The sequence below is a fragment of the Vibrio sp. Of14-4 genome (assembly GCF_022347625.1).
Taxonomy (GTDB): domain Bacteria; phylum Pseudomonadota; class Gammaproteobacteria; order Enterobacterales; family Vibrionaceae; genus Vibrio; species Vibrio pristinus.
The window spans coordinates 290,806-304,966 of the sequence record NZ_JAKRGI010000002.1 but is presented as its reverse complement, the minus strand read 5'-3'; the positions used below and the strand labels follow the sequence as shown (position 1 = coordinate 304,966).

The 14,161-nt window shown below is 42.2% G+C and carries 17 protein-coding genes; 9 read left to right on the top strand and 8 right to left on the bottom strand.

Annotated elements, in window-relative coordinates; translation table 11 throughout:
• Positions 1–35: 35 nt before the first annotated feature.
• The 8 genes from MHN79_RS03650 to MHN79_RS03615 all read left to right on the top strand — a co-directional run bounded on the left by MHN79_RS03650 (position 36) and on the right by MHN79_RS03615 (position 4,504).
• Complete coding sequence (locus MHN79_RS03650; protein ID WP_152432337.1) at positions 36–314, top strand: RebB family R body protein; 279 nt, start codon at positions 36–38, stop codon at positions 312–314.
• 87 nt (positions 315–401) lie between these two features.
• Positions 402–677 carry a RebB family R body protein gene (locus tag MHN79_RS03645; RefSeq protein ID WP_114785333.1) on the top strand — a complete coding sequence of 92 codons (276 nt, stop codon included), beginning with the start codon at positions 402–404 and terminating at the stop codon, positions 675–677.
• 89 nt (positions 678–766) lie between these two features.
• Positions 767–1,042 carry a RebB family R body protein gene (locus MHN79_RS03640; RefSeq protein ID WP_114785332.1) on the top strand — a complete coding sequence of 92 codons (276 nt, stop codon included), beginning with the start codon at positions 767–769 and terminating at the stop codon, positions 1,040–1,042.
• 124 nt (positions 1,043–1,166) lie between these two features.
• Positions 1,167–1,874: a class I SAM-dependent methyltransferase gene (locus tag MHN79_RS03635; protein WP_239171761.1), complete on the top strand. Its 708-nt coding sequence runs from the start codon at positions 1,167–1,169 to the stop codon at positions 1,872–1,874.
• Between the two features lie 16 nt (positions 1,875–1,890).
• Entirely contained in the window at positions 1,891–2,289 is a 399-nt protein-coding gene (gene fos, locus MHN79_RS03630) for a fosfomycin resistance glutathione transferase (RefSeq protein ID WP_239171760.1), read from the top strand.
• A 37-nt stretch (positions 2,290–2,326) separates the two neighbouring features.
• Positions 2,327–3,094, top strand: a complete 768-nt coding sequence (locus MHN79_RS03625; protein ID WP_239171759.1) for a carbon-nitrogen hydrolase family protein — start codon at positions 2,327–2,329, stop codon at positions 3,092–3,094.
• A complete protein-coding gene (locus MHN79_RS03620) occupies positions 3,091–3,582 on the top strand; it encodes a GNAT family N-acetyltransferase (RefSeq protein WP_239171758.1) in 492 nt (163 codons plus the stop codon). Before MHN79_RS03625 ends, MHN79_RS03620 begins: the two co-directional genes overlap by 4 nt.
• A gap of 127 nt (positions 3,583–3,709) precedes the next feature.
• Positions 3,710–4,504, top strand: a complete 795-nt coding sequence (locus MHN79_RS03615; protein ID WP_239171757.1) for a Cof-type HAD-IIB family hydrolase — start codon at positions 3,710–3,712, stop codon at positions 4,502–4,504.
• Between the two features lie 21 nt (positions 4,505–4,525).
• Here the strand turns inward: MHN79_RS03615 and MHN79_RS03610 are convergent, their stop codons facing one another.
• The 8 genes from MHN79_RS03610 to MHN79_RS03575 all read right to left on the bottom strand — a co-directional run bounded on the left by MHN79_RS03610 (position 4,526) and on the right by MHN79_RS03575 (position 12,278).
• The gene (locus MHN79_RS03610) at positions 4,526–6,283 is read right to left on the bottom strand and encodes a GNAT family N-acyltransferase (protein ID WP_239171756.1); all 1,758 of its coding nucleotides are present in this window, start codon (positions 6,281–6,283) and stop codon (positions 4,526–4,528) included.
• A gap of 1 nt (position 6,284) precedes the next feature.
• Positions 6,285–6,737, bottom strand: coding sequence for a hypothetical protein (locus MHN79_RS03605; RefSeq protein ID WP_239171789.1), 453 nt, complete (start codon positions 6,735–6,737; stop codon positions 6,285–6,287).
• A 14-nt stretch (positions 6,738–6,751) separates the two neighbouring features.
• The gene (locus MHN79_RS03600; protein ID WP_239171755.1) at positions 6,752–7,189 is read right to left on the bottom strand and encodes a YHS domain-containing (seleno)protein; all 438 of its coding nucleotides are present in this window, start codon (positions 7,187–7,189) and stop codon (positions 6,752–6,754) included.
• On the bottom strand, positions 7,186–7,929 hold the full coding sequence (locus MHN79_RS03595; RefSeq protein ID WP_239171754.1) for an NRDE family protein: 744 nt from the start codon (positions 7,927–7,929) through the stop codon (positions 7,186–7,188). The genes MHN79_RS03600 and MHN79_RS03595 overlap by 4 nt, the downstream gene beginning before the upstream one ends.
• A gap of 3 nt (positions 7,930–7,932) precedes the next feature.
• Positions 7,933–8,481, bottom strand: coding sequence for a DinB family protein (locus MHN79_RS03590; protein ID WP_239171753.1), 549 nt, complete (start codon positions 8,479–8,481; stop codon positions 7,933–7,935).
• A gap of 23 nt (positions 8,482–8,504) precedes the next feature.
• Positions 8,505–9,635 (bottom strand): D-alanine--D-alanine ligase, encoded by a 1,131-nt coding sequence (locus tag MHN79_RS03585; protein ID WP_239171752.1) that lies wholly within the window; start codon positions 9,633–9,635, stop codon positions 8,505–8,507.
• Complete coding sequence (locus tag MHN79_RS03580) at positions 9,619–10,218, bottom strand: VTT domain-containing protein (protein ID WP_239171751.1); 600 nt, start codon at positions 10,216–10,218, stop codon at positions 9,619–9,621. The genes MHN79_RS03585 and MHN79_RS03580 overlap by 17 nt, the downstream gene beginning before the upstream one ends.
• Before the next feature lie 206 nt (positions 10,219–10,424).
• Entirely contained in the window at positions 10,425–12,278 is a 1,854-nt protein-coding gene (locus tag MHN79_RS03575) for a carbohydrate-binding protein (RefSeq protein ID WP_239171750.1), read from the bottom strand.
• 557 nt (positions 12,279–12,835) lie between these two features.
• On the opposite strand from MHN79_RS03575, the gene MHN79_RS03570 reads away from it, so the two are divergent.
• Positions 12,836–14,110, top strand: coding sequence for a dicarboxylate/amino acid:cation symporter (locus MHN79_RS03570; protein ID WP_160929010.1), 1,275 nt, complete (start codon positions 12,836–12,838; stop codon positions 14,108–14,110).
• Positions 14,111–14,161 lie beyond the last annotated feature (51 nt).

The following is a 14,161-nucleotide window of genomic DNA, read 5'->3' as shown; positions in this document are numbered from 1 at the left end:
TTTCAACTTGTTTATTTCGTCAATGGAGCAAAGTCATGTCAGAAACTGAAGCAACCCAAGTTAATGCACAAATTACCGATTCAGTTACTCAAGTGAATACTAAGGTGGTCGGAGATACTCCAGCAATGGCGATGGGAAATCTTCTTATGTCTTCATCTCATTCACTCGGTAATGCAGGGTACAACTCAACAGCGGCACTTCAGCAAGGACAAGTTACGATGCAAGCTGCCACGGTCAAGGCCGTAAACTCAATGATCAGTGTAGGCTCAGCAGTTGTTGGCCGCACCAGCGAAGGCATTATTGAAAAGGGTTAGTTGTCAGTACAACAAAGCTAATTACCTATTCAGTAAATCTAATCTTTCAAACACAACAACCCAAAATTTGTATAAAGGAAACATCTTATGTCAGAAGCAGCAACAACAGTAAACGCACAAATCACAGACTCCGTCACGCAAGTAAACACTAAAGTGGTTGGGGAAACCCCGGCAATGGCTATGGGTAACTTGCTGATGTCTACGTCACACGCTCTGTCTAATTCAGCTCACAACGCAACGACAGCCCAGCAGCAAGGCCAAATAACCATGCAAGCAGCAACGGTTCAGGGCATAAACTCTCTTATGAGTGTTGGCTCTGCAGTTATAGGCCGCACGAGCGAAGAGATCATTGAAAAAGGCTAATCACTAATAACCCAAAGCATGGGGCCAAGACTCTACTAAAGTTGGCCCAATTCCAAACTGTCATTTATTAATTTAAGAGGACCTAACCGATGTCAGAAACAGCAACAATCGTAAACCCGCAAATCACTGATTCAGTTACCCAAGTGAATACTAAAGTTGTTGGAGAGACCCCAGCAATGGCCATGGGTAACTTGCTGATGTCTACCTCACATGCCTTATCTAACGCAGCACACAACGCTACAACAGCTCAGCAGCAAGGACAAATAACTATGCAGGCAGCAACAGTCCAAGGCGTTAACGCTATCATGGGTATCGGCTCTGCCGTTATCGGGCGCACTGGTGAAGGTATTGTTGAAAAAGGCTAATTCAATCAATAAATAACATAACCATCGATTAGGCGCAGGGTTACATTTCATAACCTGCGCCTCTAGTGAAACTCCTATTTTTCATTTATTATCAATCCCTTCTTGATGGATTAGGAGTTTGTTCATGTCCGACATGTACACCAAACATGCTCACCAGTATGACGCAGCAATTCAAAACAATATTTACAATGCAATGTTTGAGCGTCCTTCCACCATTGAATTACTGAGCAACTTGAAAGGAGCCGACGTTTTAGACATGGGCTGCGGCTCAGGTGTGTATGCACACTGGATACTCAGCCAGTCAATTAAAACATTAACCTGTGTTGATGCCTCGTCAGATATGATCAATTTGGTTGAGAGCAAATTTGGCCCTCAAGTTAACGCCTATGTACAAAATCTGAATCAAGGCTTGCCCAGTGAAACCTCCAGCAGTGCTGATGTCATCATAAGCCCTCTAGTACTTCACTATGTTGAGGATCTAGTGCCTCTTTTTTCAGAAGTGTACCGAGTGTTAAAGCCTGGTGGCTATATGGTGTTCTCTACTCATCACCCTTTCAATGACTTTTCGGCCAGCCCTTCTTCTAATTACTTTAGGCGCGAATTGATTGAAGAAACTTGGGACACCATAGGTACGCCAGTAAAAGTGAAGTTTTATCGCCGCCCGTTAATGGAAATAACTGAAGCCATTAGTAACTCTGGGTTGATCATTTCAAGAATGACTGAAGGGTGTGCTGATGACAAAATCCAAACCAAGTGTGAGTCCACTTATCGACGATTAACTAGCCATCCAAACTTTATTTTCTTTCGCTGTGAAAAGCTAAAGCAAAATTAATATTAAGGAAATAGCAATGATTTCAGGCCTTAATCATATCACACTCGCAGTGAGCAACTTAGAATCATCTCTCGCGTTTTATATTGAAATCCTTGGTTTGCAAGGTCGGGTAAAGTGGACAAAGGGGGCATACCTTTGTGCTGGCGACTTATGGTTATGCTTGTCTTGTGATACACCCTACCCAAGCCAAGATTACAGCCACATCGCATTCAGTGTCGAGGAGGAGAATTTTTCAACACTTTGCCACAAACTTGAACAACACAATGTCAGGCAATGGAAAGCCAATCACAGCGAAGGACAGTCAGTTTACCTGCTAGACCCCGATGATCATAAGTTGGAGATCCATTGTGGAAATCTAAACACACGCTTAACCAGTTTACAGCTTGCGCCTTATGAAGGCTTAGAGTGGCTGTAAATAATCATGTTTCACCAACAACATACTCGAGAAAAACATGCAGTCTAATCTCACTATCGCCCTAGCTCAGTGTCCCGTTATACGGGGTGACCTTAATACCAATCTGAATCAACATCTTATTCATATAAAGCACGCCGCTTCGTTAGGCGCACAATTGGTCGTTTTTCCGGAGCTATCATTAACTGGCTATGAGCTCGATCTAGCTAATGAGCTAGCGCTAGAATCATCTGATCGCCTATTTGATGAACTGTCAAAAATCAGCAAAAACAATAATATAATGGTTATTGCAGGATGCTTTTTAGCTTCTAAAGGCACTAAGCCTCACATAGGGTCAGTGATTTGCTCACCCTGCGGTAAGGTTGATTTTTATTCGAAGCAATACTTACACCATGGTGAAGAACAATATTGCTCAGCAGGGGAAAAAAATTACCAATTTACCATTGGAGAGCATAACATCGCACTGGCTGTGTGTGCTGATTTTTCCAACCCTGAACACGCCCAAAGTGCGATAGAAAATAAAGCTAACCTATATCTTGTCAGCGCACTGATTTCACCGTCAGGTTATCGACATGATGCAGAAATCTTATCCAAGATAGCGTATCACCACCAATTACCCACCTTATTATGTAACCATATTTCTCGTACTGGAGGATGGGAAACATGTGGCAACAACAGTGCCTGGTACTCAAATGGTGAGCAAGTGGCAGGATCTAACAACAAGCGATCCGGTGTCTTATTATGCACTCTTGATCAAGCAAGCATAGCTGGGCAGTTTCATCCCATAGTAGCAGAGGCTATTGTATGAACAATATAAACCTTAAAGAGATCATGTATAACCAAAAATGTGTATTGGAAAATCTCTTTTCTTATTATGTTTATGATATGTCTGAATTTCTTGGGTTAAGCATCACTGATAATGGTCTGTTTACCTTTGATAAAAACAGCCTTACTGCATATTGGCATCAGAATGATCACAAGCCATATTTTATTTATGTAGAGAATGAAATTGCCGGATTTGTGCTTTTAAGAAGATACCCTGAATGTAAAAGTATCTGGGACATTGAACAGTATTTTGTACTGAAGAAGTTCAAAGGTCAGGGAGTAGGGAAACGCGCTTTTCAGCAACTGACTGAAAAGTACCCGGGACAATGGCAAGTTAGAATACTAAAAGAAAATAAAGTGGCAATGAAATTCTGGTTAGCCACAATTGAAAGTATTGTTAAAACAGATTACCTGTCAGAATTGGCGATTGATGTTGATCTAGAAATGCATTTTATCCGCTTTCGTATTTAAATATCTCTAAAAACGCCCCGCTTTTATTAATAGACTTGCGATTATCTCTGGTTACTGTAGTTTATTTGCTATCTTTAGCCGATTCCCCTTTAGGCTTGGTCATTTTAAAACTTTAGGTAAACACTGTATGTCGCTCACGGATATTAAATTTATTGCCTCCGACATGGATGGGACTCTCTTAGACGAAAACGGTCAGCTTAACCCAGAATTTTTTGCTGTTTTTGAGCAACTGGAGCAGAAAAACATTAGATTTGCCGCTGCTTCCGGCCGTCAATACTACAGCTTAAGAGATACATTTGAACCGATTAAAGATCGCATGATATTCATCGCAGAAAATGGCACTCTGGTGATGCATCAAGATAAGGAACTATACTGCTGCACCATTGCTAACGAATCCATTAAAGCGATTATATCGCAGGCACGAGAGATCGCAGACGCGCACATTGTGTTATGTGGTAAGCACTCAGCCTATATTGAAACTCAAGATCCACAAGCACTTGAGGAAATTTCTCATTACTATCACCGCTGCCAAACCGTTGATGACCTACTGAGTGTCGAAGATGAGTTTATTAAAGTCGCGATATGTCATTTCAACGGAACGCAGGAACACGTTTTTCCGAAAATGAACCCACAATTTGGCCACTCTCATCAGGTGGTTGTTAGCGCCAAGATATGGCTTGATGTGATGAATATTGATGCTTCAAAAGGTGCAGCCATCAAACACCTTCAAAATACATTAGGTTTCAATCATCAACAAACGATGAGTTTCGGTGACTATTTAAATGATTTAGAAATGCTGGAAGAAAGCTATTACTCTTATGCGGTGGATAATGCGCATGAAACCATCAAAAAGACCGCCAAATTCAGAGCACCCAGTAACCGTGAAGATGGGGTTATCAAAGTGCTCAAACAGTTGATATAGTTAAAAGGTGGCAATTGCTCACTATTCAGTATCGAGATGCTGAGCATGATAGGCTTTTGCCTCTTCTCTCCCCATATATTTTCCTAATGTATTGGTAGGTACCGCAGTGAGATCTACAACAATCAAGCCATCTAACGCATAGTTAAAGGCTGGATCAACATTAAAGCACACTAACTTACCGTGTAAACCAAGATATTGTCTCAGTAATACGGGGACGCCCATGCCTTGATCCAAGCGCTCTAATACTTTGGAGAGCAAAGGTAAATCTGCTAACGAAGTCAACATATCTGGACGCCAGAATTCCTGCCCACTTTCTCTAAGCGGTGTGGTGGGAGAAACTAACTTAGCTTTTTCTTCATCGTAATAATGCACTGACATCACAGAAGCAATAAGCTGACGAGCCACCGGGCTATAATCATTACTAATACTCACAGGGCCGAACAAGTAGGTATATTTAGGGTGACGCTGAACAAACTTAGCAATGCCTTTCCACAATAGCAGTAAAGAATGTATATTGCGCTGATATTGCTTCGCCACAACAGAGCGACCAACTTCAATCGATTGACCCAATGTTTGTAAAAAAGCGAGATCATAGTTAAATAAGCTCGTTGAGTAGAGCTGCTCTAATCCACCATTTGCCATTAACTCATCAACGAGCCCAAGTCGATAAGCTCCCACCAAATCCTTGTTTTTTCTATGCCAAACAAACAGCTGGTGATAATTAGGATCATAATTGTCGATATCACACGCTAAACCACTACCCTCGCCTACTTCACGAAAGCTCAGCTCTCTCACTCGTCCTATCTCTTTCATCATATGTGGAATAGAAGATGTCGGAGCACAATAAACTTCAAAGTCACCTTGCTCTAAAAGCTTGTATTCCTCAATCTGAGTCAATTCAGTTTGTAAGTCATCCGATTCAACCGGGTCAACAATGGGTAAACCACTCATCAATGTCGAGTCAATAGTGTTTGATTTACCGCCCATGCTACCCATTAAGTAGGTATTGAGGCGCAGATATTGGGTAATATCACTCTCTTTTTCAAATCCCTTTATTTCTGAAAATGGGATAGGATTACCCACTGACACAGAAATGGTTTGACCTGCTTTATTTAGCAGCTCACGTCCTAGCAAAGCCGTTCTCAATAGTGGATGAATCCGTCCCGCTTGATAAAAGAGCTTACTGTTTCTCCCGTTAATAAAAATAGGAACTGTTGTTGCTTGAGCATGCTTAACAAACTTGGCCACCGATTTGCTCCAAGCTTTATCTGTCACCTTATTATCATGAGCCTGCCAAGCTGACACTTCACCGGCAGGGAATAGAATGAGCACTCCACCTTTCTGCAAATGCTTATTGGCAGATTTAATCGCTTTGCTATTTGTGAGCCGTGCTTGCTTACCACCAAACACATCCACGCCAATAAATAGGTCATCCAATTCTGGAATTCTCTTTAGAAGCTCGTTGGCCAGTACTTTAACGTCTTTACGTACTTTTGAAATAAGTGACGCAAGAATAATCCCTTCAATACCCCCGAATGGATGATTAGCAACAATCAGCAACGGCCCCTCTTCAGGAATGCTGTCCAAGCTACCGTAATCCACTCGATATTGCGTTCCAATGCGATTGAGTGCTTCATGCATGAAATCAAAGCTATCTTCAGGCAGCTCATCTTGCATATACAAAGCATCTAAAGTCGACAAACCAGTCGCCCACTCCACCACGCTTTCTCCAATGCCAAAAGGCGTTTTACGAGGTAATCGAAAAGGACTTTTCTGCATATTACTCTCCTTTAACTAGAAGACTTCGAGTGAACGAACCTTCCGTCTTAACATCTCGGATAAACAAGAAAACACCACATGCCCATACAATACAGGCCATACCAAACAGCAAACCACCATCGTCGCCGACAATCTCACCCATGGCATTAAATTCAGGCATTACCACTCCAAGAGGGGTAAAGAGATGGAAGAAAATTGCTCCGGTCATAATTCCTGCACTCATTGCGGCTCCCACACCATGAAATCGGGTAAAAAGCAGCACTGAAGCAGTCAATTCAGCAAAACCGATTAGATACCCCCCATAAACGCCAAACCACTCAATACCTGACCATTCACCTAAAGTGCCAAAGATATGGTCGGTCTCATAGGAGCCCGAGAATTTAAAGAACAGCGATTGAATAAATACAAACGCGATAAAGGCAGAAGGAATATGTTTTACCGGAGAAATTTTCATCATCAAAATCCTTTTTATTTGATCAGATTTGGCCAGTTAACATCAGCTTTTTTAATATGACCAGCGCGGTCATTATCCCAAAGTTTTTTTACATCTTCGTTGTAATTAAGATACAGCTTGCCATCAACAATCGCCCATTGCTCAGGGTCTGAAGAAGCAAAATCATTCTTAGCCGAAACCGCCCAAGCGCAGTAACCGCCATACTGGGGTGCGTAAGCTTCAGGGTCTGCTTTGAATTTGTCTAAATTCTCCTGAGAAGAAAAGTACCAATCAGCACCTTGATATTCGAATTGCCATTTACTGTCTCCTTCAACCGGTTTTCCTTCAGTAAAATAGGCTACGGTGTCGTACCCACTTACCGCTTTATTACTAAAGATACCGGTGGATACTTTGTCCGCAGACCAAGAAGGCCAGCTGATCAATAACACTAAAACGGCCAATAACTTCTTCATTTAAAAACTCCTTGCTCTGTCATATTAGTCATTAAACATTTCTTTACTATTTCAAAATCTATACGGCCAGTATCATCAATCGATTGGTAGTGCATTTCCTGTTTGTCAGCACAAACCGATACTGAAGTAAAACTGACCGTTCTGGCATCATCTCGCGACATCAAAGGCGAGAGATGCGGGCAATCTTTATCGCGGTTAAGGTGAAAAAGAACCCCGAGATGTTGTTTATCATTGGACTGGCGTAATCTTTCATATAACTCGATTCTGTAACGGCGAGCAGCCTGGAAATGCTTAGACGCAGATATAACTGGAGTATTCACAACAGATTGTTGCAACTCTTTACCGTCCCATGTCCACGCATTCGCTTGCTTAGATCCGCTTAGGTCAAACGAAACTAATGTAAAAGGAGCACAAGAAGATAAGTCCATCTCTGATAGTCGTACATTAACCGCTAAACTGGAGTCACTGCCTGCCAGAGCTTTGACGACCAAGCCTCTACTTGTAAGGATCCCGTCCGGTGATTGCCCTTGGTAGTAATTGAGTAAACAAATAGTCACTCCATATTGATTGGTGGATATCCAGCTTCCACCACCAACAGAGTCAATGGGCATCAAACAATGAGTATTATCAAGAATGAAATCCTGAGGTTCAATTGCCGCAAGACGAGTCCGCTGTTCATCGCGATTAAAATACACTTCATAATGATCACGGTTGTGATAGGTCCAAGATAGTGTACACATAATCTACTGCGCCCTCTGATAGGTTACTGTCGCTGGGGCAAGCCCAAAATCAGTCTCGGATGCGATGCCTTTTAAAGAGGCCATGACTTTAATCATCGCAAAATGATGAGTCGCATGGAGCGCAGCAAAGGTCAATTCACGGGCTAGAGAAGATTGAACTTCTTGCGCACAAGTTTGAGATAACAGTACTTCAGTTTCGACAATAACGATTTGTTCTAGGCGATTGGCAGGCAACTCAAATAGCCATTCAATTAGCTGTTTTATTTCCTGCTTAGCTGTATTGATTTCTCTTTCAACGTGATGACCACGTCGCCTGACGTTGTAATCAATCTTATCGCAGTCCAAACGGATCGCATGGAAAAGATCGAGCCAATGGCGATAATGCTCTCCAATAGAGCTGGTCACATGTGGAGCAGCGATAAACGTGTAGTCTTCTGGAGAAAGTCTCTCTAAGAACTCCAGCCCCTGATTGAGAGTTTCAAGGCACCCAATAACGGTTTGAGAAGGCATAGATTGACTCAATTCTTCTGAGCCAGTCGGTATATTTTTCATAATATGTCCTACAAGCAGTGCAATTAATCTGTCATTGGGTAGAGCTGGGTTAGCAGTTTTTCCTCACGCCAGGCCTGCAATAATGCGCCTAGGGTAGGGGTCTTATGACCTTGTTTTTTGTGCTTCGAACCAATTTGGTACAACAAACGATACTGCTGAAGCAAAGTGCCAAAAATATGTGATAGGGAGGTGTCGCTATCCCAGATGTGGGCAGCTTCACTACTGGCTCCGTTAATTTCTAAGATATCGAAATCTTCTCCAGACATTAGCTTATGAATATCTCTAAATTTCACATCTAATCGACCATAGTTAAAACCGGTGAACTCTCCCAATATCTGATCTAATTTCTGCTCAAGCTCTGGCGTAATAAATTGATTGCCATTACGGAAAATACATCCTCTTGAGTGACTACCAGCAAATGCTAACTGAAATTCGTCTCCTTTCGGTATAACAAGCCCCAGATGTTCCTTATGGCGCGGGAGGTACAAATGCTTTAATTGTCCTGCCCTTGGACAGCTTTCAATCAACTGTTTGAGCGTCGATTGACCGTCTCCCACAACAGAAGGAGAATATTTCAAAGTAATCGAAATAACTTTTCCGCGCTTTTCTTCAGGCTGACGTACGTAGAAAATACCCGCTTCCGCCCGATAGCCAGATTTTTCTTGGAGTAAAAAGCGCCCTTGTTGGGGGAAAAGATCAATGTAATCTCGCAGCTGTTGGTCATTTTTGACTAACTTCACCCCTACCCCTCGACAACCAAGATCGGGCTTAGCAACCAGTGGATAGCACAATGCATGCTGCTGCATTTTATCTTTGATAGTAATAAATTGTTTCGCAGGATCAGCTTGTGTTTTCTCTATCGTAATAAAGGGCAAAATCCATTGGCGTGTTAGCTCTCCAGCAGCACCAAAAATGTCATGTTTCGACTCTCCGACCATGCCACTCAGTTTGATGGCTGGATTGGCAATCAGAGGCAGCGCCCAGTCTCTGTGATAAAGACTTAAGATGGCACTTTGTGCCACAACAGGTGCGTAGACAAACCAGGCTGGCAGAAACTCAAACGGCGAAATAGTCCGTTTAGGGGCCGGAAGTATTGGCATACCACCATTAACTTTGCCTTGTGGAATTATTTGAATATTATCGAACGTTGTCATACATGCCTCTTAATAAGGTCGTTGTAATAATTTTGTTTAGCATCCACATTAAGCATAGCCCCACTGGTATCAGAGCCCAGATAATGTGGCTATCTTTGAGCCAAGCCACATTCCCCAGCTGATAAAATGAGCCAAAAATCAGAATTGTCCAAAGTGAGGTTGCACTGATAACCGCAACTAAAAAGCGCAAAATAGGAATATCGATAAAACCGCTTAAGGTAAAGCCGACGGTGCGAAGCCCTGGAATAAACCGAACGATAAACAGAGTTAAGAAAGCATTCTGGTGCAACTTCCTATTGATCAGCCGAACTCGCCGATACTGAAACATACGATATCGCAGCCATCGAATTCGCTGAGCGCTTTTGCCCATGAAGTACAGACCCAGATCACCAGTTGCGATACCAACAAAAATTGCAAACAGTGCTGTACCCATTGGCATGACATCCTGCACTGCAAGTGTCGCCGCCGTAACAATAGCCAAATCTTCAAGGAGATAAGAAAGTATAATGATGCCAATAAATAGTGCGAAAACAGACGAGTTTCCGGCGTATAACCACGCCTGTACCTGATTTGCTAGCTCCATTTCAACCTCGACTTTCTTACAAAAACCACTACGCTACATCCTGACTCAAGCCAAGCCTTCATTAAGCGTCTTAGTTAACTAGATAGAAATACATCTAATAAAATTTCACCTAAATACAAATTAGTTGAAAAAAAAACGCCATGAATAGGAACTCATGGCGTTTTTGTTCGATCTTGATTCGCTTAGAAACGATGCAAAAGTATCATTTACGGACACATGTTGCTGGCAGCGCCGGGGAAACGCCACACTTTGTTATACGTATCACCTTCAGCAGGATCCGGTGTATCTCCTTGCGTCCACCATTGGTTCTGATATTCCTGACCTTGGTATGTAACCGTGGTACATTCAACACTGTATTCTGTTGATGCATTCCATTCTGCGCCATCAACAGGAGGAGGCGTGATTCCACCATTGCCATTGTCACCGCCATTATCGTCACCTGTGATCTCTCCACTAACCGCACCGAGATCTGCTGTACGAGACTCTAGCTGTCCAAATGCTTGATAGAGGAAATCAAATAAAGCACTGCGCTGAGATTCATCGGACAAAGAGTATCTAGTCTCAAGAGTGACTCCAGCAGTTTCTACCGCTTGAGCAAATGCTTGCTGTGCGGTAGCTTCATTAATTAGAGTTGGCAACTGATCTTGCTGGGTTTTATAGGATAGTTGAGCAAATACTTTGACAAACACAGGCTCGAGATCAGCCACTGTGAACTGCTGGTTGTTTGTCATATTGAGGCCAGATGCAACTAAGTCCTCTCCAAACAACTGATCTGCATAGAAGGATACTTGACGAGGATAACGGTACCACCACTCTTCTCCTGAAGCAGATATCTTTTGTTTATACTCTTCTGGGCCTAGATCATAGCTGTTTAAATATGGTAACTCTGAAGTAAAGTCGAAAGTTGTTCCGTCTCCATAAGCATCGACACAAACATCAAGGTAATCACCAAATGCAACACTATAGCTGCCAGCATTGTAAATGACATTTATTAAAAAATCGGTCAAACGAAGGGCATTAGGATCGCTAGTAAATCTCTCATCCTTAAGTGCTGTATTAAAACAAGTGTTCCATGCTTCTTGGTTCTGGTACCAGCTTTGACCAGCCAAAACTTCTAAGCGGTTAATATCGTTAAATTGGAAATACGTCGCAGCGATTGGGCCAAAATAAATATCTTCTAGGGAATCAGGGCCAACTCTCTCACCTTGCACACCACTGTCCTGATCATCAATGGTATAACCCAAACCTTGATATAGTGCGTCATAGTTTATTAGCCCTAAAGAGCCTGCGGTTGTCGTATCTGGTAGACGCTTATTGTAGTCATTAATTTGGTATGGACCGCCTTGACCTACGGCCAATAGTGAACTCGCATAGTTTGGCTCATGAATAGGTTGTTTTTTGGCCTCCGCAGAATAATCAGGATTGATTCTAGAATCCGATAGCCCCGCTTCTTGCAACAATTGCGACAATATTGAACCGACTAGGTATTCCTTATTGAAATTAACTTCAGGATATTTTTTCTCAACGAGGTAAGAATACAAAGTACCGGCAATCAAGTTAGAAATGACCACATCTGTCGCATAAGGTGTATTTAAGTGGAAAACATCAATTGTCGTCTGTGCATCATCATAAGGGAAAGTAACGTGATGGACAATGGCATTTTCAGTAGGCAAGGCACCTGTGCCACCCTCTGTTCCACCGCCACTTCCACCGCTTGGCGTTCCATCAAACACCACATCGGCGGAAAACTCTGGCCATTGCTGCATTTCTTGGCCAGCAGCATTCCCACCAGATACAACGAAAGCCCCATTACTCCATATAGACTCACCGACATTAACGCCTGGTACTTGTGGAAGAGACTTAAATTCTATTGCATAACTGCTGAGTTGACTTGTATCTAAACCATCTTGATCACTAGGGCTGGCCTTATACTGGCAATACCAGCCTGGTACACAGTTATCAGGAGCAAAAGTTAATGTTTGCTCTATTGTATCCGCTAGTACGTTCCACGATGGAAGCAAAGCGACCCCGACTAATACACTCAATTTATTAAATTTCATATATAACCTATCTATGTTTTACGTCCATACAATCACATATAAAAATAAGTTATTTCACAATGCAAAATAACGTCCATAAAACTAACAAGCCATGGCCCATAGACATAATGAAATTTTATAAAAACATTGTTAATCAGCAAAACATCAACCAATCAACAGCAATTCACAATTAATAAAAACAGCTTTATTTTTTCCGTTAATAATGTCGATTTTGTTAAAATCTATAAGTTTGAACACAATGATAAGCCCTTACAAAACCTAATCTGCATGGGGGAAAGCGACCTCTTCTTTTTAGCCTGCTATGTGAAATTAGCATTAGGGATAAAGGTGGGAAATTGAGAAAAATCATGGTAAACCATAAGGCAAAATGTCGATATGAAAAATAATTCTCTTAAAGAGTCTTTTAAAAACAATATCTATCGACTTCTTATAACTTTATCTTTGGTTATGTAACCAAAGTCTACTATCCAATCTAGGGATTTTATTTTACCCTTCGTCTCTTATTCGACTTCGTCTCTTCATAAGGCGTTCTTTCAAATAGATACAAGGAACAAGGCATGGGAGCCTTTTTAAAACAATCATTAACTACCCAAATTGTTATTGCTGCACTCGTTGCTTGGGCTACAACTCAGTTACTACCCTTTGAAAAACAAACTTTGCTGGCACTAAGTGAACCTCTATCCCTCATCAAGCTAGTTTATTTAGGTCTTCTAAAAGCCATTGTCGGCATCATGGTGATGTTCAGCTTAATCGAAGGTATTAGCAATATCGGAAGCCTTGTCAGACTGAAACAAGTCGGCTCGGTTGCTGTTGTCTACTACTTGATCACAACAACCATTGCGATATGCATAGGCCTAGGCGCTGCGCTGATGATGCCTGAATGGACTCCCCTGACTTCTGCACCTCCTGCCGCTGATAGTTTAACCCTGATTGATGATTCGTCTGCTCAAGGGGTAAGCATTTTAAACAAACTGCTTTCTATGGCGCTCATGAATCCAATTGCCGCCTTGTCAGGTGGTAACCTACTTGCCATCGTCACTTTTTCCATTCTTATTGCGATAGCACTGCTGGCAACTTTAGATAATTCTCATCCTGTTTTTGAGGTTGTCAAAGGAGTCAATCAGAGCATTTCTACCCTAGTTAGAGGTATTATTCGCTTAGCGCCATTTGCGGTCTTTGCTATCGTTTTCGAGCTAACAATTGAGTCTAACAGTACCTTGTTTAGCCAATTATTCGAGTTTGGCTTACTCGTCTTTGGACTGACCATGATCCACAGTTTGGTCGTGCTGCCTGTGATTGCAAAACTGGCAACTGGCACATCGCCAATTTCATTGTTCAAAGCGATTTCAGCGCCTATGTCCATGGCTCTCGCTACTTCTTCAAGTTCAGCAACTCTGCCTCTTAGCTTACAAACAGCGAAAGAAAAGCTTGGAGTATCTGACTCCACAAGCAGTCTAGTCTTGCCTATGGGAGCAGTAATGAATATGGATGGCACCGCCCTATTTGAAGGTGTTGCTGCCGTTTTCCTAGCACAACTCTTTGGTATTGATCTTTCAACAGGCGCTATTGTTATGATTTTCCTTATGGCGATGGTTTCATCAGTAGGAGCGCCAGGAATGCCCTCCGGATCCATGTCTGGTATGCAATTAGTCCTGTTGGCCGCAGGAATTCCGCTTGAGGCAATCGCGATTCTTCTTATCATTGAAAGACCGCTTGATACCTTTAGAACTGCCGTTAACGTACAAGGTGATTTAATCGGCTCTATGGTCGTCGATCGCTGGAGTCAAAAGCATTCAGCAGAAACTCCCAAACACAGCCAAGTAACAAACTAAAGCTTAATTAACCACAATATAAAACGCCCACTGACTCAGAAGTTAGTGGGC

Excerpts from the sequence above, each read along its gene's own strand:
- MHN79_RS03650 (WP_152432337.1), top strand. The coding sequence starts at position 36 with ATGTCAGAAACTGAAGCAACCCAAGTTAATGCACAAATTACCGATTCA.
- MHN79_RS03645 (WP_114785333.1), top strand. The coding sequence starts at position 402 with ATGTCAGAAGCAGCAACAACAGTAAACGCACAAATCACAGACTCCGTC.
- MHN79_RS03640 (WP_114785332.1), top strand. The coding sequence starts at position 767 with ATGTCAGAAACAGCAACAATCGTAAACCCGCAAATCACTGATTCAGTT.
- MHN79_RS03635 (WP_239171761.1), top strand. The coding sequence starts at position 1,167 with ATGTCCGACATGTACACCAAACATGCTCACCAGTATGACGCAGCAATT.
- fos (WP_239171760.1), top strand. The coding sequence starts at position 1,891 with ATGATTTCAGGCCTTAATCATATCACACTCGCAGTGAGCAACTTAGAA.
- MHN79_RS03625 (WP_239171759.1), top strand. The coding sequence starts at position 2,327 with ATGCAGTCTAATCTCACTATCGCCCTAGCTCAGTGTCCCGTTATACGG.
- MHN79_RS03620 (WP_239171758.1), top strand. The coding sequence starts at position 3,091 with ATGAACAATATAAACCTTAAAGAGATCATGTATAACCAAAAATGTGTA.
- MHN79_RS03615 (WP_239171757.1), top strand. The coding sequence starts at position 3,710 with ATGTCGCTCACGGATATTAAATTTATTGCCTCCGACATGGATGGGACT.
- MHN79_RS03610 (WP_239171756.1), bottom strand. The coding sequence starts at position 6,283 with ATGCAGAAAAGTCCTTTTCGATTACCTCGTAAAACGCCTTTTGGCATT.
- MHN79_RS03605 (WP_239171789.1), bottom strand. The coding sequence starts at position 6,737 with ATGAAAATTTCTCCGGTAAAACATATTCCTTCTGCCTTTATCGCGTTT.
- MHN79_RS03600 (WP_239171755.1), bottom strand. The coding sequence starts at position 7,189 with ATGAAGAAGTTATTGGCCGTTTTAGTGTTATTGATCAGCTGGCCTTCT.
- MHN79_RS03595 (WP_239171754.1), bottom strand. The coding sequence starts at position 7,929 with ATGTGTACACTATCTTGGACCTATCACAACCGTGATCATTATGAAGTG.
- MHN79_RS03590 (WP_239171753.1), bottom strand. The coding sequence starts at position 8,481 with ATGAAAAATATACCGACTGGCTCAGAAGAATTGAGTCAATCTATGCCT.
- MHN79_RS03585 (WP_239171752.1), bottom strand. The coding sequence starts at position 9,635 with ATGACAACGTTCGATAATATTCAAATAATTCCACAAGGCAAAGTTAAT.
- MHN79_RS03580 (WP_239171751.1), bottom strand. The coding sequence starts at position 10,218 with ATGGAGCTAGCAAATCAGGTACAGGCGTGGTTATACGCCGGAAACTCG.
- MHN79_RS03575 (WP_239171750.1), bottom strand. The coding sequence starts at position 12,278 with ATGAAATTTAATAAATTGAGTGTATTAGTCGGGGTCGCTTTGCTTCCA.
- MHN79_RS03570 (WP_160929010.1), top strand. The coding sequence starts at position 12,836 with ATGGGAGCCTTTTTAAAACAATCATTAACTACCCAAATTGTTATTGCT.